This is a genomic window from Streptomyces panacea (assembly GCF_040560175.1).
Classification (GTDB): domain Bacteria; phylum Actinomycetota; class Actinomycetes; order Streptomycetales; family Streptomycetaceae; genus Streptomyces; species Streptomyces panacea.
Genome location: NZ_JARJHW010000001.1, coordinates 1 through 19,883, shown reverse-complemented (window position 1 = coordinate 19,883; position 19,883 = coordinate 1). Strand labels below are relative to the sequence as shown.

20 protein-coding genes are annotated in these 19,883 nt (G+C 71.6%); 15 read left to right on the top strand and 5 right to left on the bottom strand.

Translation table 11 applies throughout. From position 1 onward, the window contains the following. Positions 1-235: 235 nt before the first annotated feature. From P3L51_RS00100 to P3L51_RS00060, 9 genes are all read left to right on the top strand, one after another. A complete protein-coding gene (locus P3L51_RS00100) occupies positions 236-2,023 on the top strand; it encodes an ABC transporter ATP-binding protein (RefSeq protein ID WP_354602887.1) in 1,788 nt (595 codons plus the stop codon). Between the two features lie 293 nt (positions 2,024-2,316). After that, the gene (locus P3L51_RS00095; protein ID WP_354602886.1) at positions 2,317-3,456 is read left to right on the top strand and encodes a substrate-binding domain-containing protein; all 1,140 of its coding nucleotides are present in this window, start codon (positions 2,317-2,319) and stop codon (positions 3,454-3,456) included. Beyond that, positions 3,457-4,425 (top strand): ROK family protein, encoded by a 969-nt coding sequence (locus P3L51_RS00090; protein WP_354602885.1) that lies wholly within the window; start codon positions 3,457-3,459, stop codon positions 4,423-4,425. It begins immediately after the preceding gene. After that, positions 4,422-5,234 carry an ATP-binding cassette domain-containing protein gene (locus P3L51_RS00085; RefSeq protein ID WP_354602884.1) on the top strand — a complete coding sequence of 271 codons (813 nt, stop codon included), beginning with the start codon at positions 4,422-4,424 and terminating at the stop codon, positions 5,232-5,234. Before P3L51_RS00090 ends, P3L51_RS00085 begins: the two co-directional genes overlap by 4 nt. Continuing rightward, a complete protein-coding gene (locus P3L51_RS00080; protein WP_354602883.1) occupies positions 5,231-6,472 on the top strand; it encodes a sugar ABC transporter permease in 1,242 nt (413 codons plus the stop codon). Before P3L51_RS00085 ends, P3L51_RS00080 begins: the two co-directional genes overlap by 4 nt. Continuing rightward, complete coding sequence (locus P3L51_RS00075; RefSeq protein WP_354602882.1) at positions 6,469-7,494, top strand: SIS domain-containing protein; 1,026 nt, start codon at positions 6,469-6,471, stop codon at positions 7,492-7,494. Before P3L51_RS00080 ends, P3L51_RS00075 begins: the two co-directional genes overlap by 4 nt. 81 nt (positions 7,495-7,575) lie before the next feature. Next, entirely contained in the window at positions 7,576-8,418 is an 843-nt protein-coding gene (locus P3L51_RS00070; RefSeq protein ID WP_354602881.1) for a GntR family transcriptional regulator, read from the top strand. Then, positions 8,415-9,512 carry an N-acetylglucosamine-6-phosphate deacetylase gene (gene nagA / locus P3L51_RS00065; protein WP_354602880.1) on the top strand — a complete coding sequence of 366 codons (1,098 nt, stop codon included), beginning with the start codon at positions 8,415-8,417 and terminating at the stop codon, positions 9,510-9,512. Before P3L51_RS00070 ends, nagA begins: the two co-directional genes overlap by 4 nt. Further along, positions 9,509-10,189: an N-acetylmannosamine-6-phosphate 2-epimerase gene (locus P3L51_RS00060; RefSeq protein ID WP_354602879.1), complete on the top strand. Its 681-nt coding sequence runs from the start codon at positions 9,509-9,511 to the stop codon at positions 10,187-10,189. Before nagA ends, P3L51_RS00060 begins: the two co-directional genes overlap by 4 nt. A gap of 73 nt (positions 10,190-10,262) precedes the next feature. On the opposite strand, the gene P3L51_RS00055 is transcribed toward P3L51_RS00060, so the two are convergent. Further along, complete coding sequence (locus P3L51_RS00055) at positions 10,263-11,129, bottom strand: ABC transporter permease (RefSeq protein ID WP_354602878.1); 867 nt, start codon at positions 11,127-11,129, stop codon at positions 10,263-10,265. Beyond that, a complete protein-coding gene (locus P3L51_RS00050; RefSeq protein WP_354602877.1) occupies positions 11,126-12,049 on the bottom strand; it encodes an ABC transporter ATP-binding protein in 924 nt (307 codons plus the stop codon). Before P3L51_RS00050 ends, P3L51_RS00055 begins: the two co-directional genes overlap by 4 nt. Positions 12,050-12,182: 133 nt before the next feature. Here P3L51_RS00050 and P3L51_RS00045 point away from each other — a divergent pair, with 133 nt between their 5' ends. The 4 genes from P3L51_RS00045 to P3L51_RS00030 all read left to right on the top strand — a co-directional run bounded on the left by P3L51_RS00045 (position 12,183) and on the right by P3L51_RS00030 (position 15,881). Beyond that, positions 12,183-13,400, top strand: a complete 1,218-nt coding sequence (locus P3L51_RS00045; protein WP_354602876.1) for a sensor histidine kinase — start codon at positions 12,183-12,185, stop codon at positions 13,398-13,400. After that, positions 13,397-14,095: a response regulator gene (locus P3L51_RS00040; protein WP_354602875.1), complete on the top strand. Its 699-nt coding sequence runs from the start codon at positions 13,397-13,399 to the stop codon at positions 14,093-14,095. Before P3L51_RS00045 ends, P3L51_RS00040 begins: the two co-directional genes overlap by 4 nt. Before the next feature lie 280 nt (positions 14,096-14,375). Next, positions 14,376-15,383: a non-homologous end-joining DNA ligase gene (gene ligD / locus P3L51_RS00035; protein ID WP_354602874.1), complete on the top strand. Its 1,008-nt coding sequence runs from the start codon at positions 14,376-14,378 to the stop codon at positions 15,381-15,383. Positions 15,384-15,479: 96 nt separating this feature from the next. Next, positions 15,480-15,881: a VOC family protein gene (locus tag P3L51_RS00030; RefSeq protein WP_354602873.1), complete on the top strand. Its 402-nt coding sequence runs from the start codon at positions 15,480-15,482 to the stop codon at positions 15,879-15,881. 65 nt (positions 15,882-15,946) lie between these two features. Here the strand turns inward: P3L51_RS00030 and msrA are convergent, their stop codons facing one another. Both msrA and P3L51_RS00020 read right to left on the bottom strand, forming a co-directional pair. Next, on the bottom strand, positions 15,947-16,474 hold the full coding sequence (gene msrA / locus P3L51_RS00025; RefSeq protein WP_354602872.1) for a peptide-methionine (S)-S-oxide reductase MsrA: 528 nt from the start codon (positions 16,472-16,474) through the stop codon (positions 15,947-15,949). A gap of 97 nt (positions 16,475-16,571) precedes the next feature. After that, positions 16,572-17,552, bottom strand: a complete 981-nt coding sequence (locus P3L51_RS00020) for an ArsR/SmtB family transcription factor (protein WP_354602871.1) — start codon at positions 17,550-17,552, stop codon at positions 16,572-16,574. A gap of 55 nt (positions 17,553-17,607) precedes the next feature. On the opposite strand from P3L51_RS00020, the gene P3L51_RS00015 reads away from it, so the two are divergent. Both P3L51_RS00015 and P3L51_RS00010 read left to right on the top strand, forming a co-directional pair. Continuing rightward, complete coding sequence (locus P3L51_RS00015; RefSeq protein ID WP_354602870.1) at positions 17,608-17,991, top strand: hypothetical protein; 384 nt, start codon at positions 17,608-17,610, stop codon at positions 17,989-17,991. Between the two features lies 1 nt (position 17,992). Continuing rightward, a complete protein-coding gene (locus P3L51_RS00010; protein WP_354602869.1) occupies positions 17,993-19,252 on the top strand; it encodes an MFS transporter in 1,260 nt (419 codons plus the stop codon). On the opposite strand, the gene P3L51_RS00005 is transcribed toward P3L51_RS00010, so the two are convergent. Continuing rightward, the coding region (locus tag P3L51_RS00005; protein ID WP_354602868.1) for an NADPH-dependent F420 reductase at positions 19,198-19,883 on the bottom strand (686 nt) is incomplete at its 5' end. The genes P3L51_RS00010 and P3L51_RS00005 overlap by 55 nt on opposite strands.

The following is a 19,883-nucleotide window of genomic DNA, read 5'->3' as shown; positions in this document are numbered from 1 at the left end:
CGACTACCGGCACGCGTCGGTCCCCGCCGGGACCGGGGCGCTGCGGCGCATCGGCGCCGGGACGGATTCGAGGTCACCGCCACCGAGGCCCCGGACGCGCTGGAGCGCGAAGCCGCCCGGTCCGGTGTCGCGGTCGTCGTCTTCCTCTCCACCGGCGGGGACGTCTCGGAGGGTGGCAAACCCGCAGGAAACAAGGGGGGTTGCGGGCCCGCGAGGCGCGAGATTTGCTTGGCCCATGCAGCGACCGGTCTCCACCACCCCGTCATCGGCGGCGCTCGACCACCGCTACCGGGGCGAGCATCCCGTACGGACCCTCGGCTATCTCTTCCGTCCCGACCGCCCCCGGCTCGCGGTCGCCGTCCTCGCCTTCATCGGAAAGCACAGCCCGATCTGGCTGCTCCCCCTCATCACCGCCAACATCATCGACACCGTCGTGCGGCACGGTCCGGAATCCGACATCTGGATCAACGCGGGCGTGCTGCTGGTGGTCCTGCTGCTCAACTTCCCGCTGCATCTGCTCTATGTGCGGTGTCTGGCCGGGAGCGTACGGCGCGTGGGCATGGGGCTGCGCGACGCGCTGTGCCGCCGTATGCAGCAGCTCTCGATCGGCTACCACTCGCGGGTGAGCGCCGGCGTGCTCCAGGCCAAGGTGGTCAGGGACGTGGAGACGGTGGAGCAGATGGTGCAGCAGTCCTCGGACATGGGGCTGGCCGCCGTCATCACGCTCGTCGGCGGTCTCGTCGTGATCGGGGTGCGGGTACCGTCGTTCCTCCCCGTCTTCCTGCTCGTCGTCCCCGCCGCCGGTTTCCTGATCGTGCGGCTGCGCGGCCGTCTCCAGAGCCACAACGCGGCGTTCCGCCACGAGGTGGAGCGCATGTCCTCACGGGTCAGTGAGATGACGTCGCTGATCCCGATCACCCGCGCGCACGGTCTGGAGGGCGCGGCGATGGTCCGTATCGACGGCTCGCTGCGCCAGGTGCTCGCGGCCGGGGTGCGGCTCGATCTGCTCAACGGGCGCTTCGGCGCGCTCGCGTGGATCCTGCTCAACTCCCTGGGCGTGGCGTGCCTCGCGGGCTCGGCGCTCGTCGCGTACCACGGTCTGCTGCCCATCACGGCGGGCGACGTCGTCATGCTGAGCGCGTTCTTCACCACCCTGACCGGCTCCATGGTGACGCTGCTCGGCCTGGCGCCCGTCATCAGCAAGGGACTTGAGTCCGTACGGTCGGCGGGCGAGGTCCTGCAGGCTCCCGACCTCGAAAGCAACGCGGGCAAGGAGCAGGTCGATTCGGTCGACGGACGCATCGACTTCCAGGACGTGGGCTTCCGTTACGACAGCTCGCCCGACACCGCCGTGGAGGGCTTCACCCTGTCCGCGCGGCCCGGCGAGACCGTCGCCCTGGTCGGCGCGTCCGGCGCGGGCAAGTCGACCGTGCTCAACCTCCTGATCGGTTTCATCCGCCCCACCTCCGGCCGCATCCTGCTGGACGGCACGGACATGGCCACCCTCGACCTGCGCAGCTACCGCCGGTTTCTGTCCGTCGTCCCGCAGGAGTCGATCCTCTTCGAGGGCACGATCCGCGAGAACGTCACGTACGGGCTCGACGGCACGGAGGAGACCACCGTGCGGCGGGCGCTGCGCGACGCGAACGCACTCGAATTCGTCGACCGGCTGCCGGACGGGCTCGACACCGTCGTCGGGGAGCGCGGCGCGCGCCTCTCCGGCGGCCAGAAGCAGCGGCTCGCGATAGCCCGCGCGCTCATACGCGACCCCAGGGTGCTCGTCCTGGACGAGGCCACGTCCGCGCTCGACACCCGCTCGGAGGCACTGGTGCAGGAGGCGCTGGCGCGACTGGTCGACGGCCGCACGGTCTTCGTCGTCGCCCACCGCCTGTCCACCATCCGGGGCGCGGACCGCATCGTGGTGATGGAGCACGGCCGGATCGCCGAGGTCGGCACGCACGAGGCGCTGATGACACGGGGCGGGGTGTACGCCGGGCTCCAGCCCGCGCACCGCGCCTCCTAGTTCCTGTCCGCGGTTCCTGTCCGCCCGAGAAAGCGGACCATCAGACATACCACCGGTTCAGACCAGAAGTGGGCCGGAGGGGTTGGCCGCAGCGTCACAGCGGGAGTGAAAGCCACTCCCGCTGCGACGCTTGCGCTTGGGCGAGTGAATATTCCCTGGCCGGAGCCGGGTAATACCAGTGGTCTACTTCAGTTATCGAGCCGTGATACCAGAGGGTTGACCAGTGGTTGCCGCCAGTTCTAGCGTGCTTCACATCACCCCGCCACAAATGGCCCGAGGGAGACAAACCACTCATGAACCTCAATTCTCATTCACGCCGCAGACCCATGGCCGTCGTGGGCGTGGCCGCGGTCGGAGCATTCCTGCTGGCCTCCTGCGGACAGGGCGGATCCGGGGGAACGGACGACACGTCCGGCAGCTCGGCCGTCGGCAACGCCAAGAAGAACCCGATCGTCGCGCTCCTGCTCCCGGAGAACGCGACCGCCCGTTACGAGGCGCGGGACAAGCCGACCTTCGAGAAGCAGCTCACGGAGAGCTGCCCCAAGTGTCAGCTCCGCTACTACAACGCGGCCGGGGACGCCGGCAAGCAACTGAGCCAGGTCGAGTCGGCGTTGACCGCGGGGGCGAGCGTTCTGGTGATCGACCCCGTCGACTCCAACGCCGCCGGGGCCGCGGTGGCCAGCGCCCGCCAGCAGGGCGCGAAGGTCATGAGCTACGACCGCGTCATCTACAACGCGGGCGTGGACTACGCGGTGAAGTTCGACAACGTCCAGCAGGGCGCCGTCGGCATGCGGTCGCTGCTCGACAAGCTGAAGAAGGACGGCAAGACCTCCGGCAACGTCGTCATGATGAACGGCGACCCGGTCGACTCCGGCGCGAAGCCCGAGAAGGAAGGCGCACACAGCGTCATCGACAAGTCCGGCTTCACCGTCGCCGCCGAGTACGACACCAAGGGCTGGTCGGCCGCCAACGCGCAGAACCAGATGCAGCAGGCCATCACCAAGCTGGGCGCGTCCAACATCGACGGCGTCTACGCGGGCAACGACGGCATGGCCACCGGTGTCGTCGCCGCCCTCAAGAGCGCGGGCGTCAAACCGATGCCGCCCGTCACCGGCCTGGACACCCAACTCGACGCCATCCAGAACATGGTGGCCGGCGATCTGTACGAGAGCACGTACCTGCCGGTCGAGACCGAGGCGCAGATCGGCGCCAAGGCCGCCGCCGCGCTCGCCAACGGCGAGAAGCCGTCCGGCGACCTCCTCAACGGCACCGTGGACGACGGCGCCCAGAAGGTGCCCGCCTACCTGCTCGAATCCATCGCCGTGACGATGGAGAACATGAAGGAGGTTCTGCTCGACGGCGACTATCTGACTGTCGACCAGATCTGCACGGCCGACTACGAGAAGGCGTGCGTCAAGGCGGGACTCCGCTAAGTGACCTCTCTCCCCACCGGTGATGCCGCCCAGTGCGTAGCAGTCGATCTGGGCGGCACCACGGCCCGTGCGGCGCTCGTCGACCGGAGCGGCGTCCTGACCGCCCGGCTCAAGGAGCCCGTCCGGCACGGCGCCGCGCACGAGCAGGTCACCGATCTCATGACCCGGATCGCGGCCGGTACGGACGCCGTCTCGGCCGTCGTCGGCCTGCCCGGACGGGTGGACCACGTCCAGGGGCGTCTGCACGTGGCACGGAACCTGCCGTCCACCGACCTCGACCGGCTGTCGGCCGCTCACCTCTCCGAGGTCACCGGACTGGCCGTCGAGCTGGCCGGCGACGCCGAGCTGGCGGCGGTCGGCGAGGCGTACTTCGGCGCCGGAGCCACTACCGCGACGACGGCCTATCTCACCCTCTCCACGGGGGTCGGCGCGGCCGCGGTGAGCGACGGCCGCGTGCTGTCGGGGCGTCTGTCGGGGTTCCAGATCGGGTTCCTGCACCTGCTCGGCGCCGGCCGCCCCATGATCGAGGACCTCGGTTCGGGACAGCGCGTGCGCCAGGTCGCGCGTGAACTCGGCAGGGACGTCGACTACCGCACCTTGACCGAACTCGCCTCCGGCGCCGGCACCACACCTGAGGCGCGGCATGCCCGCGAGCTGGCGGCCGGCGCGCTCGCCGACATCGCCGACGTGGCGGCCGCCGCCGCGGTGCTCCTGTGCCACGTCGTCTCGCCCGACGTGCTGGTGGTCGGCGGCGGGCTCGCCCGCGCGGCCGGCGCCCACCTGCTCGACGAGCTCGACCGCCGTATCCGCGACACCGCGGCCTCGCACGTCTCCTGGGACGTCGAGGTGCGCGCCGCCCTCTGCGGTGACGACGCCGGCCTCGCCGGGGCGGCCGCGTGGCACCTCGCCAAGCCGGTCGCGGTCGCCGCCGCGGCGCACCGACAGAACATGAAAGGAGACAGCCGATGACTTCGACCGTCGAGAAAACGGCGGAAAGTCCGCCGCCCGTGCTCGATCTGGAGCACATCAGCAAGAGCTTCGGCGCCGTGCAGGCGCTCAGCGACGTCAGCATGAGCGTCGCCGCAGGAGAGGTCGTGGCACTCGTCGGCGACAACGGGGCGGGCAAGTCCACCCTGATCAAGACGGTCTCCGGAGCGCACCCCCGCGACGGCGGCACCATGTCGGTCAACGGCGAGCAGGTGTCCCCGCGCAAGCCCATCGACTCGACCCGCCTCGGCATCGCGACGGTCTACCAGGACCTCGCGCTGTGCGACAACCTCGATGTCGTCGCCAATCTGTTCCTCGGGCGCGAGAGGCACCACGGGGGCTTCCTCAGCGCGCTCGACATGGAGCAGATCGCCGTCGGGCTGCTCAAGCGGCTCTCCGTGAGGATCAAGGACCTGCGTGCCCCCGTCTCGTCGCTCTCGGGCGGGCAGCGCCAGTCCGTCGCCATCGCGCGGTCCCTGCTCGGCGACCCGCGGCTCGTCATCCTGGACGAACCCACCGCGGCCCTCGGCGTCGAGCAGACCGCCGAGGTGCTCGAACTCATCGAGCGGCTGCGCGCCGAGGGGCACGCCGTCCTGATGGTGAGTCACAACCTCGCCGACGTCTTCGACGTGGCGGACCGGATCGTCTGCCTGCGGCTCGGACGCAGCGTCAGCGAGTTCCCCGTCGAGGGGACCACCGAGGAGCAAGTCGTCGCCGCCATCACGGGCATCGCCGACAGCAGTGCCCACAAGCGCCGGAAGCTGCGCCGCGACCGGGCCGAGGAAGGATGACAGTGACCACGAACATCACCACCGGCCGCCCTCGGGAAAGTCTCCTGCCACCTGGACCACCGTCGGAGGGGAACTGGGTACGGGAGCGCGTCCAGCGCCTGCGCACCGGCGACTTCGGACCGCTGCCCGTCATCCTCGGCCTCGTCGTCATCTCGCTGGTCTTCCAGATCGCGAACCAGCGGTTCCTCTCACCGCAGAACCTCTCCAACCTGAGCCTGCAGATCGCCTCGACCGGCGTCATCGCGCTCGGCATCGTGTTCGTCCTGATCATCGGGGAGATCGACCTCTCGGCCGGCTCGGTGAGCGGGATCACCTCCGCCGCCATGGTCGTGCTGAGCATCAACATGGGCTGGCCGCCGGTCCTCGCGATCGTCCTGGCGATCGTGTTCGGCGCCGCGATCGGGCTGTTCCACGGGTTCATCTTCACCAAGCTCGGCGTTCCGTCGTTCGTGCTGACCCTGGGCGGTCTGCTCGCCTGGCAGGGCGGCCAGCTCCTCGTACTGGGCAACCACGGCACGATCAACATCCCCTACGACGGCACGATCGCCTCCCTCGCCAACACCACGCTCCCCGCGTGGATCGGCTATGTGATCGCCCTCCTCTACGCGACGGTGGCGTTCGGCAGGGCGTTCCGCACGGCCGGGCGCCGGCGCGAGCGCGGTCTGACCGTGCGACCGCTCGCCGGGAGTCTGATACCCGCGTCCGTGATCACGGTCGTGATCCTCGCGGCGACGACCGTCTTCGCGCAGTGGCACGGCATACCCCTGTCGCTGATCATCTTCGTCGGGCTCGTGGTGATCGTGGACGTGACTCTGCGCGGTACGACGTTCGGCCGCAAGCTGTTCGCCGTCGGCGGCAACGCCGAGGCGGCCCGGCGCGCGGGCATCCAGGTCGGCACGGTCAAGGTCATCGCCTTCACGATCGGCTCGTCCCTCGCGGCCTTCGGCGGTGTGCTGGCGGCCTCCCGCCTCTTCGCGGTCAACCAGGCCAGCGGCGGCAGCGACATCCTCCTGAACGCGATCGCCGCCGCGGTCATCGGCGGCACCAGCCTCTTCGGCGGGCGCGGCACCGCCTACTCGGCACTCCTCGGCATGCTCGTCATCGGAGCGGTGTCCAACGGCATGGATCTGCTCAACCAGACCTCCGCCGTCAAGTACGTGATCACCGGCGCTGTACTCGTCGTCGCCGTCGTGATCGATTCCCTGGCACGACGAGGAAGGGCGGCTAGCGGCCGATGAGTGTCAACGCGTTTCTGCGACAGGGCTTCATCCCCTTCGAGGAGGGTGTGCTGGACCAGACCGGCCGTCTCACCGAGGTCGCTCCGGTGCTGCGCGAGCGGGCGCTCGCCGCGGCGGGCGCCGTCGGCCGGCCCGCCCAGGTCACCTTCATCGGCATCGGCGCGAGCCTCTCGGCGCTCGCCGCGCCGGCCGCCCACCTCTCGGCACACGGCATCCCGAGTGTGCGGCTCAACGCGGCCGAGGCGGGTCCGTTCGACGAGAACGCCACGCTCATCGCGCTGTCGCAGTCGGGCCGCAGCCGCGAGACGGTCGACGTGCTGCGCGCGGCCTCCGGCCGCAAGCTCGCGGTCGTGAACGTCACCGACTCGCCGATGGCCTCCGCCGCCGACTCGGTACTCACCCTCGGCGACCTGCCCGACAGTCTCGCCTCGACGATCGGCTTCACCGCCTCGGCGATGGCCGTCTCGATGCTCGCCGAGACCTGGACCGACGGCGAACCGTCCGCGTCGTGGCTCAGCCTGGGAGAGCGGCTGGCCGGGTTCCTCGACGCGACCTCCCCGCAGGCCGAGGAGATCGCGGACCGGCTGTCGGCCGCGTCGATCATCGACCTGGTGGCGCCGGCGGACCAGTACGGCGCGGTCGAAGGCGGCGCGCTGCTGCTGCGCGAGGTGGTGCGGGTGCCCGCGGCGTCGTTCGAGACGCGGCAGTACCTGCACGGGTTGATGGAGTCGACCCACCCCTCGACACTGCACCTCGTGCTCGACGGTCCCGACGACGAGCAGATCGTCCGAGCACTCGGCTCGCTCGGCCGTCAGATCGTCGAGCTGCGCACCGGCGCACCGGCCGCCCACCGCGAGCGGACCCTGGTCGTGCCGATCGAGACGCGCGGCCCCCTGGAGATCCCGATCTTCGTGGCGGCGCTGCTGCAACAGGTCGCGCTGCGCTCGGCGCGGGCCCGGGGGATCGATCCCGACGAGTTCCTCTTCCTCGACACCGGCACCAAGCTCGACGACGGCGAGTAGCCGTCACCGGCCCGGCGGCCGGACGCCCGTCTCCGCACCGTACGTCCATCCCCTTCCATTCCAACGGACACAATCGGGTCTATGTCTACTTCGCCAGCACTGCACCGCAAGGTGGCGCAACACCTCAGGGAACGCATCGAGTCGGGGGTCATCGCGCCCGGTTCGAGAATGCCCTCCGAGCGGGTTCTCGCCAGTCAGTTCGACGTCAGCCGGGTCACCGTCCGCCAGGCACTGAAGGATCTGGAGGTGGCCGGTCTGGTCAACGTCGTGGCGGGTGCCCGCTGGGTGCGGGCGGAGACGGCGGCGCCGGTCTCGCTGCGAACCGGCGAGCCGGAGGCGGAGTCGATCGAGGAGGGCGCCACCGGGCTCGTGAGCTTCTCGGACCTCGCCGCCGCGAACGGCCTGACCTCCAGCTCGAAGGTGCTGAAGTGCCTCACCCGCGCGGGCTCGCTCGACGAGGCGGACCTGCTGGGAATCGCGCCGGGCGCTCCCGTCGTCGAACTGGTCCGGCTGCGATATCTCGACGGCATCCCCACCTTGATCGACTTCTCGCTCATTCCGGAGGGGCCGGCGCCCGGACTGGGCGATCACGATTTCACGACCGCTTCCCTGTACTCCACGCTCGCCGAGGAGTACGGCCTGCACGCCGTCAGAGCCGATTGCGTCATCGAGGCGCGCGGCGCGACCGCCGAGATCGCCGAGCGGCTCGGCCTCGGTTCGGGCGATCCCGTCCTGGAGATCGTCCAGACCACCTTCGACGAGAACCGCCGTGTCGTGCAGTGGTGCCGCAGCGTCTACCGCGGCGACCGCTACCGCTTCCGCGCGGCCCTGGAGGGCCAGACCGGGCGCGCGCACCATCCCCAGACCGCGGCGGAACCCACCGGCCGCGGCGCCGTCCCTCATCTAGCGAGGTTGTATCCATGAGAGTTTCCGCACGTGGCGCCGTCATCGCCGGCGCCTGGGTGAAGGGCGACATCGAGGTCGACGACGGACGGTTGGTACGCGCCGGTCTGCCGTCGACCGGTACGGGGTACGTCCTGCCCGGCCTGGTGGACCTACAGGTCAACGGGTACGGCGGGGTCGACTTCAACGCCGCGACGGCCGAGGAGTTCGAGCGGGCGTTCGCGGCGCTCACGCGTGACGGCGTGTTCCACGTGCAGCCCACCGTCATCACCGACTCCGAGGACAACGTGGTCCGGCAGCTCCGCGTACTCGGCGAGCTCCGGCGATCGGCGTCGCGCGGCGCGAAGGTCGTCGGCGTGCACGCAGAGGGCCCGTTCCTGTCCCCGCACCACCGCGGCGTGCACCGCCCCATGTATCTCCGCGACCCGGACATCGGCATCGTGCGGCGATTCCTCGACGCCGGGCCGCTGCGCACGATCACCGTCGCCCCCGAACTGCCCGGCGCGCTGGAGCTGATCGCCTGGGCCGCCCGGGAAGGGGTGATCGTGCAGGCCGGGCACTCCGGCGCCGACACGGCGACCGCGTACGCGGGCTTCGACGCGGGCGCCCGCGCGGTCACGCACCTGTTCAACGGGATGATCCCGTTCAGCCACCGCGCCCCCGGTATCGCGGGCGCGACGCTCAACCGGGAGGAGGTCGCCATCCAGCTCATCGCCGACGACATCCATCTGGCGCGCGAGACCTCCCTGTTCGCGCTCAAGGCCGCCGAGCACCGCATCATGCTCGTCACCGACGCCGCGTCCCCGGCGGGGGCGGGCGACGGTGCCTTCACCGTGGGCGGCTTCACGGTCACGGTCACCGAGGGCGTGCCGCGCCTGCCCGACGGCACCCTCGCCGGCAGCACGGTGACGCTGCTTCAGCAGGTGCGCAAACTGGTCGAGCACGACTGGCCCGTCGACCGCGCGGTGAACCTGGCCAGCCGCGCGCCCGCCCGCTTCTACGGGCTCACCGGCGCGGGGGAACTCACCCTCGGCGGCCCGGCCGACCTGATCGTGACCGACGAGGACGTCGCCGTCGAGCGCGTCCTGGTGAACGGCGAGGAGTTCACGGCATGAACATCCTTCCCCGCGGGCTGATCGTCTCGCTCACCCCGTCGCCCCAGTCGCCCTGGCGACATGTCGACGACGTCGTCCGGCTCGCCGCCGCCGCGCAGTCCGGTGGCGCCGTCGCCGTGAAGGTGGACGGCCCGGACGCCGTACGCGCCGTGAAGCGCGCCGTCCCCGGCCTCCCCCTGCTCGCCGTGAGCATCGACGGCTCGCACGGCGGGGTCGTCCGCATCACGCCGACGACCGCCCACGCGGCCGCGCTCGTGGAGGCCGGCGCCGACGTCGTCGAACTGGAGGCGGACTCGGCGGCGCGCCGCCACGACGGGCAGGACCTGTCCGAACTGATCGCGTCGTTCGTCGCGCTGGGCAGGCCGGTCAAGGCCGGTGTGCCGGGGATCGACGACGCGCGCACCGCCGTGGCGGCGGGTGCCGCGATGGTCAGCTCGTCGACCATGGGCTACCCAGCGAAGGCGAACACCGGCCCGCTGCCCGACCTCGGGCTCGTGAGGGCCCTCGTGGCCGCGGCCGGGGTGCCGGTCGTCGCCGAGCGCGGCTACTCGACACCGGACGACGTGCGCGCGGCCATGGACGCGGGCGCGTACGCCGTCGTGGTCGGCTCGGCCATCGTGGACCCGGTCTGGCTGACCGCCCGTTTCGCTGGCACGGCGCACACCACCACTCGGTAGCGCGGCACCCGGGTCGGGCCGGGCCACGGCCTGACCGGGCGGGCGGCGACCGGGGATCGGGGATCGGACCGGATCAGGGCGCGGGGTCGCGGTGGTGGGTGACGACGACGGCGATCACCACCGCGACGAGCGACCAGAGCCCGTACACGAGCCACGAGCCGGCGATCGTCGTCGGGTAGGCCACGGGGACCGGGGAGTCGCCCACCGTCACCAACTCGGCCCACGCTCCCTGGGGCAGGGCGTGCAGGAGCGAGGCGGTCGAGTGTTCGCCCTCGTTGAGGAGGGACGGCAGGACGAGAAGGACCAGGGTGAGGGTGACGATCGTCGTCGCGGTGTGCCGGATCAGGGCGCCGAGGCTCATGCCGATGAGCGCGCACACCGGGGCGAGCAGCGCCGACGCCACCATGACGCGTGCGGCGCCCGGATGGTCGAAGGGCAGGCCGACGTGCCGGCCGGACAGGATCGCCTGGGTCACGGCGAACGAGGTCACGGCGGCGAGGGCACCGAGAGCGGTGGTGACCGCCGTGACGACGACGGTCTTGGCCGCCAGTACCGAGCGGCGGGCGGGAACGGCGGCGAACGTCGTACGGATCTGGCCGGTGCTGTACTCCCCCACCACCGTCAGCGCGCCGATACTCGCGGCGGCGAGCATGAGAATCATCGCCCCGCCGATGGTGAAGGCGTCCCGCATGGCCCAGATCGGGACGAACAGCTCCCGGATCCCCTCGGGGTAGCCCGGCCAGTTGTCGTGGTCGGCGACGGCGGCGTTCGTGTTGACCGCGACGACGAGCAGCGCGCTCACGGCGAAGGCCCAGGGAGTCGAGCGGAGCGACCACATCTTGAGCCACTCGGCGGCGATCAGGTCGCGGAACCGGGCGCGCGGCTCGGGCGCGGGTTCGCTCCGGTGGGCGGTGGCCGGTGTTCCGGTCGGCGTGGTCATCGTGGGTCCCCCGCGCCGTATTCGACGCTGTCGGCGGTGAGTTCCATGAACGCCTCTTCGAGCGAGGCGGAGCTGGTCGTCAACTCGTTGATCCTGATGCGGTGTCGGTGGGCGAGTTCACCGATGCGCGCCGCGTCGGGGCCGGTTACGGTGAGCAGGTCGCCCGGCCCGTCGGCCGCGACCGGTCGTACGTCCGCGCCCTCGGCCGTCAGCAGCGCCGTGAGCGCCGCGGCGTCCGGTGTGCGGACGGTCACGCCCGACCGCGTGCCACGGGCCGCGAAGTCCAGCACGCTCTCGGCCGCGATGAGTTCGCCGCGGCCGATGACGACGAGATGGTCCGCGGTGTTCTCCATCTCGCTCATGAGATGGCTGGAGACGAACACCGTGCGCCCCTCGGCAGCGAGCCGCCGGAACAGCCCGCGTACCCACAACACACCTTCCGGATCAAGGCCGTTGACGGGCTCGTCGAACAGCAGCACCGGCGGATCGCCGAGCAGCGCGGCGGCGATCCCGAGCCGCTGCTTCATCCCGAGCGAGAACCCGCCGATACGGCGCCTGGCGGCGGCGGCCAGACCCACCTCTTGGAGGACGTGGTCCACGCGGCCCTTCGGCAGCGCGTTGCCGCGTGCGAGCGCCGAGAGGTGGGCGCGTGCGGTGCGCCCCCCGTGGATGTCGTGGGCGTCGAGCAGCGCGCCGACGTGCCGCAGCCCTCGCGGGCGGTCGCGGAACGGGCGGCCGTCGATGGTGGCGGTGCCGCCGGTGGGCCGGTCGAGGCCGATGAGCAGCCGAAGGGTGGTGCTCTTGCCTGCTCCGTTGGGGCCGAGGAACCCGGTGACCTGGCCGGGGCGGACGGTGAAGCTGAGGTCCTTGACGGCGGTGGTCCCGCCGTAGCGCTTGGTCAGTTCGTTGACTTCGATCACCCGGCCAACAGTGGCCGGGCACCGGCCCGTTCGGCATCGGGCGGTCGGCCACAACGACGGCGGCGGGGGTGGCCCGGGGGCGTACGCCTCGCGGCCAATACCCCTGCGCGGAGGCGGCGGTTACGATCGGCGCATGTCGGCCACTCCGCTCTTTCCGCAGCTCAGACGCCTGGCCCGGCTCTGGCGGCCAGTCGCGGCCTGGTGCGGGGGTGTCGCCTGTCCGTTCGCGCTGCTGCTCGCGGTGCTCAGCGGTCCCCCCAACTCCACCAGCCTGCGGTTCGCCCTCTGCGCGGTCGCCATCGCGCTGCCGGTGGCCCTGCTGCGACGCCACCCGCTGCCCGCCACGGCACTGATGCTCGTCGGTACGTTCGCAGCCCTGGCGCAGCGCCCTTCGTGGGAGGTGGTGTATCTGCTGGTGCTGGCGAACGATCTCGCCGTGCTCTCCGTTGTCGCCTCCCGTGGTCGCCGTGTCGCGCTCGCCGCCGCCGTACCGACGCTCCTCGTGCAGATCGCGTCCGCGTCCTACTTCACGTCCGGCTCGGACGTCTACCTCCGCACGCTCGTCGTCCTCTCCCTGGCGCTGGTCGCCGCCTGGATGATCGGGCTGTCGCTCCGGGAGCGCCGCGAACACGCCGTGGCGCAGCGCACCGAGGCCGCGGCGCGGGCCGTCGCCGCCGAACGGCTGCGCATCGCACGGGAGTTGCACGACATGATCGCCCACAGCATCGGTGTCATCGCCATCCAGGCGGGGGTGGGCAGCCGGGTGATCGGCACCCAGCCGGACGAGGCCCGCAAGGCGCTCGTCAGCATCGAGGCCACCAGCAGGGAGACGCTCGCCGGACTGCGGCGGACGCTCGGGACCCTGCGCCGTACGGAACCGGTTCCCGGCGCGGAGCCCGTATCCCTCGATCCCGCACCGGGGCTGGCGGACGTCGAACGGCTGGCGGTGTCGACATCGGCGGGCGCGGGTGTCGAGGTCGAGCTGCGGTGGCATGGCGCGCGCCGGGCGATTCCGGCGGACATCGACCTGTCCGCGTACCGCATCGTCCAGGAGGCGGTCACCAATGTCGTACGCCACGCGGGCACCCGGTCCTGCCGGGTGACCGTCGAGTACGGGCCCGGGGAGGTGTCCGTCGAGGTCATCGACGACGGGCGTGGGTGCGAGCCCGCCGACATCGACCGGGCCGGGGGCTGGGGTCTGGTCGGCATGCGGGAGCGGGTCGGCCTGCTCGACGGGCGGCTGACCGCCGGGCCGCGCCCGGAGGGCGGCTTCCGCGTGGCGGCGCTGCTGCCGGTGCCGGACCCCGGCGCGGAGAGCGATGCCCCCGCGCGGACGGACGCGGCCCGGTGACGGCCGACACGCCGGCCGGGGACGCGGAGCCGAATCCGGCTCCGGTCCGCGTCGTGCTCGCCGACGACCAGCCGCTGATCCGCTCCGGACTGCGCGTCCTGATCGCCGACCACCCCGACCTGGACGTCGTCGGTGAGGCCGGGACCGGCGCCCGGGCGGTCCAGCTGGTCAGGGAGCTGCGGCCGGACGTCGTCGTGATGGACATCCGGATGCCCGGCATGGACGGCATAGAGGCGACGGGGCTGATCACCGCCGGTTCCGGGTCGTCGCGTGTCGTCGTCCTCACGACGTTCGACGACGACGAGTACGTGTACGCGGCGCTCCGCGCCGGGGCGAGCGGCTTCCTCATCAAGGACATGTCCCTCGACGGCATCCTCTCGGCGATCCGGGTGGTGGCCGCCGGTGAGGCCCTCATCGCCCCGAGCGTCACGCGCCGGCTGATCGAGGAGTTCGCCGCCCGGCCCGAACCGGCCCCGCCCGCACGGGCGGTGGCCGGCATCACCGGGCGGGAGCGCGAGGTACTGGTCCTCGTGGGACGCGGCATGTCGAACAGGGAGATCGCCGACCATCTGGTCATCAGCGTGGCGACCGCCAAGGCGCACGTGGCGCGGCTGTTCAGCAAGCTCGACGCGCGTGACCGCGTCCAACTCGTCATCATGGCCTACGAGATGGGGCTGGTGTCACCGCCCCGCTGAACCCTCCCCCGACCCCGAGGAGTAGACGGTCGGCCGGGGCGCCGGACGTTGCGGCGGCTCCGTGACGGGCGGGCGCGTATCCGCCGCAGCGCGGGGACGCGGGGGACGCGGGGACGCGGGGGCGGCTCGTACGGCTGTGCCGACCGCCCCTAACGGGTGATCAGCCGTGCCCACAGGCGCACCCCGCGCCCCTTCCCGGGGAGCCTCCTCCCGTAGCCGCGCCGCTGAGGACGACACCGGAGGCCCCGACATGACGGACCCGACAGAGAGAGGCGGACCGATGAGCGGCCTCCTGGACACGCTGTCCCCCGACGAGCGGCGCAGACTGGGGCACACCCGGTCGGGCGCCGTACTGGCCTCCGCGCCGATGCTCGCCACCCTGAGTGACCGGCGGATCTTCGGCGACGGCTGGATCTTCGAGCGCAAACTGGACGGCGTCCGGGTGCTCGCCGTACGGGACACCTCGGGCGTACGGCTGCTGTCGCGCACCGGACGGCGGCTGAACGCCACATATCCGGAGATCGTGGACGCCCTGGCCGCTCAGGACTGCCCCGACTTCACGGTGGACGGCGAGGTCGTCGCGTACGCCCACGGCCGTACCGACTTCGCGCGGCTCCAGCGTCGGATGGGGATCGGCGACGCCCGCCGGGCGCGCGCCAGCGGGGTGGACGTCACGTACTACCTCTTCGATCTGCTGCGGCTCGACGGTGCCGATCTCACCGCGATCTCGCTGCGCTCGCGCAAGTCGCTGCTGCGCAGGGCGATGTCCTTCCGGGCACCGCTGCGCTTCACGCCGCACCGCAACGCGGGCGGTCAGGAACTGCTGGACCGGGCCTGCGCCGGCGGCTGGGAGGGACTGATCGCGAAACGTGCCGCGGGCCGGTACGAGCCCCGGCGCTCATCGGGCTGGCTGAAGCTCAAGTGCGAGCAGGGGCAGGAGTTCGTCATCGGCGGTTACACGGAGCCGTCCGGTTCCCGCGTGGGCTTCGGCGCGCTGCTCCTCGGCCACTACGAGGGCGGCCGGCTGCGGTACGCGGGCAAGGTGGGTACGGGGTACGACCACGCGACGCTGGTGGACCTCCACCGGCGTCTCGACGAGGCCGCGACGGCCCGGTCGCCGTTCGCCGACGTGATCAAGGAGCGGGCTCCGCATTGGTCGGAGCCCCGGCTCGTCGCCCAGATCGCGTTCACCGAGTGGACCCGGGACGGGATGCTGCGCCATCCGCGGTTCGTGGGACTGCGGGACGACAAGGACCCGACGGATGTGGTGCGGGAGAGACCGGCCTGACGGGGCAGTACTGGTAGGGCGACCGTACGCACCATCCGTACAGCGCCCGCACAGCGCCCGTGCTCCCGACCGCGACGAAGGGCGGCGACACCCTCCATGACCACCCCCGACTCCCGCATACCGCGCTTCCACCTGGCCATGCCCGTCGATGACCTCGCCGCCGCGCGCCGCTTCTACGGCGACGTACTCGGCCTCTCGGAGGGCCGCAGCTCGGACAGCTGGGTGGACTGGAATCTGCGCGGCCACCAGTTCGTGACGCATCTGGCGCCGCGCCGGAGCGAAGGCGTACGCAACGCCGTCGACGGGCACGACGTCCCCGTACCGCACTTCGGCCTGCTGCTGACCCCACCGGAGTTCCACGAGCTGGCGGACCGGCTCCGGGCGGCCGGGACGACGTTCGTCATCGAGCCCTACGTCCGTTTCGAGGGGCTGCCGGGGGAACAGTGGACGATGTTCCTGCTCGATCCGGCGGGCAACGCGCTTGAGCGCCGGGTCTGAGCTGCCGGACCGCCGGACGGGCTGCCATCAGCCGCTCGTCCGGCGATCGACGACGGAAGCGTCCGTCACCGCACCTGTCGTTCGCTGCGGGCGGGCAGCTTCCAGCCCGGCCGGATGAAGTGGCAGGTGTACCCGTCGGGGTAGCGGATCAGATAGTCCTGGTGCTCGGGCTCCGCCTCCCAGAAGGCGCCCGCCCCGGCCACCTCCGTGACGACCTTCCCCGGCCACAGGCCGGAGGCCTCGACGTCGGCGATGGTGTCCTCGGCGATCCGCTTCTGCTCGTCGCCGATGAAGTAGATGGCCGAGCGGTAGCTGAGGCCCATGTCGTTGCCCTGACGGTTGAGCGTCGTGGGGTCGTGGATCTGGAAGAAGTACTCAAGGATCTGGCGGTAGCTGGTCTTCTCGGGGTCGAAGACGATCTCGATCCCCTCGGCGTGCGTTCCATGATTGCGGTACGTCGCGTTGGCGACGTCTCCACCGGTGTAACCGACCCTGGTGGAGATCACCCCCGGCAGACCGCGAATCAGATCCTGCATGCCCCAGAAGCAGCCGCCCGCAAGGACCGCCTTCTCCGTAGCCGTATCTGTGCTCATGTATAACTCCCTCCTCTGTTACACACGGTACTGCGCCGACACCGGCGAAGTGCCTCGGCCGGAGGCGGCCCAGCCGGTCAGCCGGTCGGTCAGCCGCTCAGCTGGTCAGCCGGTCCCCGAGCGGGCTGCGGCGGTACAGGACCTGACGGCCGTCGCGCGCCCTGGTCACCAGACCGGTCGCGTGCAGCACCCGCAGGTGCTGGGAGACGGCGCTCGGAGTCACCCGGAAACGGCGGGCGATCTCGATCGTGGGCAGCGGTTCGCCGAGGAGGATGAGCAGCCGTGCGCGCGTCGCGCCCAGGAGTGAGACGAGAGCGGGCGCGTCGGCGGTGGGCGCCGGGGTCCAGAGCGTGGCCACGCCCCGGCTGGGATAGACCAGCAGCGGCGGTTCCTCGGCGCTGACCGGCGGCGCGGGCTTGTGGGCAAACGCGGACGGCACCAGAAGCAGTCCCCGGCCGGACGCCGCCGTGTGGTAGCGGCTGATCATCTTGTCGATGCGCAGGACGCCGTTCTGCCAGCGGAGATTCGGATGCATGTCGGCGAAGAGCAGGCGCGCGCCGCCGACGGCCAACTGCCGTGCGCGGTAGGTCATATCGGCTTCCAGCAGCAGTCGTATCCGCGGCCACGCGGGCTCGACGGCGAGGTGCCAGTACTGCCGCAGGAGTGCGCAGAGCGCGTCGCGCAGTGCGTCGACGGGCGCGCCGTCGGCGGTGGTGGCATCCCGCAGGACGTCTGGGAGCTGGCCGGGCACGTGGACGGCCGCCAGGTCACGGCGGACCAGGGCGGGCGGGGTCCGCCGTACGACGGCCAGCTCCTCGTCGAAGGACGGGGCGAAGGCCGTCGGGCGCGGCGTCAGGAAGTCGGGGAGGGTCAGCCGACCGCCAACCAGGGACATCAGCAGGTCGGTGTCGAGCGCGGCGCCCCCCAGCTTTTCGAGCACCGATCTGCGCCACGGCAGGTGCAGCGCCGACAGTCCGGGATCGCGGAGCACCCGCAGACTGCACACCGTCTCGTGCAGGGGTGAGAGCGCGAAGCGGGTGTCCGCGAGGTCCTCGACGCCCAGCTCGTAGTGGATCATTAAGCCATACGCTACATCTGTTGGCCGCCGGGCGGCGATGCCATGGACTGCCCGCATGACTCCACCACCGAACGGACCGCGCACGGCGAGGGGACAGCGCACGGCGACGGCGATCGTGACCGGGGCGGCACGCGGTAACGGCGCCGCCGTGGCCCTGCGGCCGGCCCATGACGGGCCGTCGGTCGGCAGGCGGATCATCGGCGTGCCGGGCCTCTCGGATGTCGGCGACGCGGCCCGCGGCGACATGACCCGGAGCCCGGCGCGCCGGCTGGGCCGTGTTCCGGACGTAGCGCCGTCCGTCCGAATGCCGGGTCCCGTCGGCCGGGTGGGCGGGGCGGAGGACATCGCGTACGCGCCGTCGTTCCTGGTGGGCGTGAGCCCCGGGTCGGGATTCGGCTGCGGGCGGATCCTGTACGTCGCGGGCGGGCCGGTCGACTGAGATGGCTGCCGAGCTGAACCGTCGTACGGTCCTGATCCTCGCCGTGACCTGCGGCATCGCCGTGGGCAACATCTATCTCCCGCAGGCGATCGGCCCGCTGATCGCCACCGGCCTCGACACCTCCCCCGAGTCCGCCGCACTCGTGGTGACCGCCACTCAGGTCGGTTACACGGCCGGTCTCTTCCTGCTGGTGCCGCTCGGCGACCGGCTCCCGCACCGTCCGTTCCTCGTCACGCTGCTCGCACTCACCGGGGTGGGCCTGCTCGTCGCGGGCTGCGCGCCCGCGCTGCCGCCGCTGGTCGCCTCCGGCGTGCTCGTCGGCGTCACCTCGGTGGCCGCCCAGATCATCGCGCCACTGGCGGCGGGGCTGGTGGCTCCCGAACGTCGCGGGGCGGTGATGGGCACGCTGCTGAGCGGTTCGATCGGCGGCATGCTGCTGGCCCGCACCTTCAGCGGGTCGCTCGGCGAGTGGCTGGGGTGGCGTGCTCCGTATCTGGTGGCCGCCGTCCTGGTCCTGATCCTCGCCATGGTCCTGGCCCACACGCTGCCGACCACGACGCCGTCCTCGGGGGAGCGCTATCCGGCGCTCATCGCCGCGTCGGTGCGGCTGCTGCGTACGGAACCCGAGCTGCGCCGCTCCTGCCTCTACCAGGCGACCGTCTTCGCCGGCTTCTCCGCCGTCTGGACCTGCGTGGCGCTTCTCCTCGCCGGCCCGGTCTACGGCATGGGCGCGCAGGCGGTCGGGGCCCTCGCCCTGATCGGCGCGGCGACGATGGTCTGCACCCCGCTGGCCGGCCGGCTGGTGGACCGCCGGGGGCCGGACCCGGTGAACCTCGTCTGTCTGCTCGGGGTCCTGGTCTCCGCCGCGCTCCTCGTGCCCGGCGACCGGGGTGGTGCGCAGGGGCTGGCCGCCCTGGTCGTCGGGACACTGGTGCTCGACATCGCGATGCAGTCGGGCATGGTGGCCAACCAGGCCCGCGTCCTGGCCTTGCGCCCCGATGCCCGCAGCAGGCTCAACACGGCGTACATGACGTGTTCCTACCTCGGCGGCAGCGCCGGCTCCTGGCTCGGGGTGCAGACCTACGGCCGGGCCGGGTGGCCGGGCGTGTGCGCGCTCGTGGCGCTGCTCGCGGCGGTCGCGCTCGTACGCCACCTGCTGGCGCCGCGCGGCCGAAGCGGTCCGCGCCGGCGGGCCGAAGCGATGTCTCAGGAGCGGTGCAGCCGCGCGTCCAGCTCGTGGGCGGACAGCTCCACGACGTAGGTGTCGGTGCCTGGCTGGTGCTTTCGTCCTCCCCCGCCGAGATGGCCGGCGTTCACCGGGTCGAAGCCGATGTCGCGGATCAGGCCGGCCACCACGGCCACGGCCTCCTCGTCGTCGCCGGAGATCGGGATGGCCAGGCGCGCCGGGTCGCCCTTGGGGCGGCCGCGGTCGCGGAGGATCTGCCAGCCGATGGCGTTGAACGCCTTGACCAGGTTCGAGTCCGTCGCGGCCCGTACTTTCTCGCTGGAGGTGGTGGCGTCGTCGTCCAGGTCGGGCTCGTGGCCGTCACGTGCCGGGTAGTAGTTGCAGGTGTCGATGACGACCTTGTCGCGCAGCTCGGCGGTGGGCAGCTCGCCGACGCGCCCGTACGGAATCGAGACGACGACCACCTGGCCGAACCGGGCGGCCTCCTCGGCGTCGACCGCCCGAACGGGACCGTCGATCCCGTCGACCAGCTCCGCCAGCGTCTCGGGGCCGCGCGAGTTCGCGAGAGCGACGTCGTGGCCGATTCCGGCGAAGTGCCGGGCGAGCGTCGAGCCGATGTGGCCCGCTCCGATGATTCCGATACGCATGATGCCTCTCCTGCCTGCGCGGACGTGGGTGGTGGGGCTGTCTCTTATACACATCTCCG

What these genes read in the sequence shown, in the direction of transcription:
- P3L51_RS00100 (WP_354602887.1), top strand. Translation starts at nt 236, where the DNA reads ATGCAGCGACCGGTCTCCACCACCCCGTCATCGGCGGCGCTCGACCAC.
- P3L51_RS00095 (WP_354602886.1), top strand. Translation starts at nt 2,317, where the DNA reads ATGAACCTCAATTCTCATTCACGCCGCAGACCCATGGCCGTCGTGGGC.
- P3L51_RS00085 (WP_354602884.1), top strand. Translation starts at nt 4,422, where the DNA reads ATGACTTCGACCGTCGAGAAAACGGCGGAAAGTCCGCCGCCCGTGCTC.
- P3L51_RS00080 (WP_354602883.1), top strand. Translation starts at nt 5,231, where the DNA reads ATGACAGTGACCACGAACATCACCACCGGCCGCCCTCGGGAAAGTCTC.
- P3L51_RS00075 (WP_354602882.1), top strand. Translation starts at nt 6,469, where the DNA reads ATGAGTGTCAACGCGTTTCTGCGACAGGGCTTCATCCCCTTCGAGGAG.
- P3L51_RS00070 (WP_354602881.1), top strand. Translation starts at nt 7,576, where the DNA reads ATGTCTACTTCGCCAGCACTGCACCGCAAGGTGGCGCAACACCTCAGG.
- nagA (WP_354602880.1), top strand. Translation starts at nt 8,415, where the DNA reads ATGAGAGTTTCCGCACGTGGCGCCGTCATCGCCGGCGCCTGGGTGAAG.
- P3L51_RS00060 (WP_354602879.1), top strand. Translation starts at nt 9,509, where the DNA reads ATGAACATCCTTCCCCGCGGGCTGATCGTCTCGCTCACCCCGTCGCCC.
- P3L51_RS00055 (WP_354602878.1), bottom strand. Translation starts at nt 11,129, where the DNA reads ATGACCACGCCGACCGGAACACCGGCCACCGCCCACCGGAGCGAACCC.
- P3L51_RS00045 (WP_354602876.1), top strand. Translation starts at nt 12,183, where the DNA reads ATGTCGGCCACTCCGCTCTTTCCGCAGCTCAGACGCCTGGCCCGGCTC.
- ligD (WP_354602874.1), top strand. Translation starts at nt 14,376, where the DNA reads ATGAGCGGCCTCCTGGACACGCTGTCCCCCGACGAGCGGCGCAGACTG.
- P3L51_RS00030 (WP_354602873.1), top strand. Translation starts at nt 15,480, where the DNA reads ATGACCACCCCCGACTCCCGCATACCGCGCTTCCACCTGGCCATGCCC.
- msrA (WP_354602872.1), bottom strand. Translation starts at nt 16,474, where the DNA reads ATGAGCACAGATACGGCTACGGAGAAGGCGGTCCTTGCGGGCGGCTGC.
- P3L51_RS00020 (WP_354602871.1), bottom strand. Translation starts at nt 17,552, where the DNA reads ATGATCCACTACGAGCTGGGCGTCGAGGACCTCGCGGACACCCGCTTC.
- P3L51_RS00015 (WP_354602870.1), top strand. Translation starts at nt 17,608, where the DNA reads ATGACTCCACCACCGAACGGACCGCGCACGGCGAGGGGACAGCGCACG.
- P3L51_RS00010 (WP_354602869.1), top strand. Translation starts at nt 17,993, where the DNA reads ATGGCTGCCGAGCTGAACCGTCGTACGGTCCTGATCCTCGCCGTGACC.